The organism is Sandarakinorhabdus rubra, assembly GCF_010994245.1.
Classification (GTDB): domain Bacteria; phylum Pseudomonadota; class Alphaproteobacteria; order Sphingomonadales; family Sphingomonadaceae; genus Sandarakinorhabdus; species Sandarakinorhabdus rubra.
Genome location: NZ_WMHO01000382.1, coordinates 1 through 1,155, shown reverse-complemented (window position 1 = coordinate 1,155; position 1,155 = coordinate 1). Strand labels below are relative to the sequence as shown.

General features: G+C 67.8%; 2 protein-coding genes. One reads left to right on the top strand and one right to left on the bottom strand.

Annotation, left to right across the window (positions count from 1 at the left end; translation table 11 throughout):
• Positions 1 to 497, bottom strand: a 497-nt coding sequence (locus GJV64_RS14685; protein ID WP_328799206.1) for a ubiquinol-cytochrome C chaperone family protein, incomplete at its 3' end; no start/stop codon positions are given.
• A 65-nt stretch (positions 498 to 562) separates the two neighbouring features.
• On the opposite strand from GJV64_RS14685, the gene GJV64_RS14680 reads away from it, so the two are divergent.
• On the top strand, positions 563 to 1,042 hold the full coding sequence (locus GJV64_RS14680) for an outer membrane protein assembly factor BamE (protein WP_164158228.1): 480 nt from the start codon (positions 563 to 565) through the stop codon (positions 1,040 to 1,042).
• Positions 1,043 to 1,155 lie beyond the last annotated feature (113 nt).

The following is a 1,155-nucleotide window of genomic DNA, read 5'->3' as shown; positions in this document are numbered from 1 at the left end:
GACAGGCGCTGCGCCTCGGCCACCAGCCAGCGGATCGCACTGTCCGGCGCGTCGGCGCCGCGCAGCAGGTTGCGGCGAATCGCGTCTGCCATGGCTGGCGCGTCACCGCGGGCGCCGCGATAGGCCCCCAGCCTGCCGCCCAGCGCCGCCATCATCTGCCCGAGGTGGCGGGGCACCACCTGGTCGCCGATCCCGTCCTGCCGCAGATTGCCTTCCATGTCGGTGAGGAAGCGGTCTGCCAGATCGGCCGACAGCTGGGCGGCCGGATGGCGCGGGTTGCCCGCCGTGTCGGTTTCCAGCCGCAGCAGCAGCAGGGAGAGCACCAGCACCACCATGTCGAAGCGACCATCCAGTGTGTCAGGCACTTGGCCTTGTGCATACCAGTCGGGTCGCCGCGCCTCCGCCACCACGGCGGCATAGAGTTGATCCACCGGCAGCGGGCGCGCAGTGGTTGCCCCTCCCGCAACGAGGCGCTTCAAGCTGGAAATCAGACCCATGACCATGGCGCCTAGCATATTGGCTGCGGCTGTCATATTGAACAAGCCTGACCGGAGCCCCTGCGATGACGCGTCCTCTTTTTCTTGCCCTCATGACCGCTGCCGCCCTGATGTCGGCCGGCTGCTCGCGCATCAAGGCGTCGCAGGGCTATCTGATCGATGAAACGCTGTTCACCTCTATCCTGCCGGGGGTGGACAACCGCGAATCGGTGTCCCGAACCCTTGGCCGCCCCACCTTTGCCGGCCAGTTCCAGGCCGGCAGCTGGTATTATGTCAGCCGCCTCACTGGCCAATATGCTTTCGTGGCGCCCAAGACGCTGCAGCAGCAGATCCTGATCGTCAGTTTCGATGATGCCGGGAACGTCTCCAAGGTGGAGCGGCGCGGCATGGAAAAGATCGCCGACATCAACCCGGTGGGCGACAAGACGCCGACCCTTGGCCGCGAGGAAGGCTTCTTTGCCGATCTGTTCGGCAACATCGGTGCAGTGGGCGCTGCCGGCGGCCCGCTGGGCGGCGTCCCGACAGGCCGCGACGGACCGCGCTGAGGCCCTGGCCGGGCCGCCCGCCATGCTGAAGGCTCCCCTGGCGGCCGGCTTGTTGCTGTCTGCCGTCGCCGCGGCTGCGCAGGCCACACCCCCCGCAGAACCGACAGGGGATG

Excerpts from the sequence above, each read along its gene's own strand:
- GJV64_RS14680 (WP_164158228.1), top strand. The coding sequence starts at position 563 with ATGACGCGTCCTCTTTTTCTTGCCCTCATGACCGCTGCCGCCCTGATG.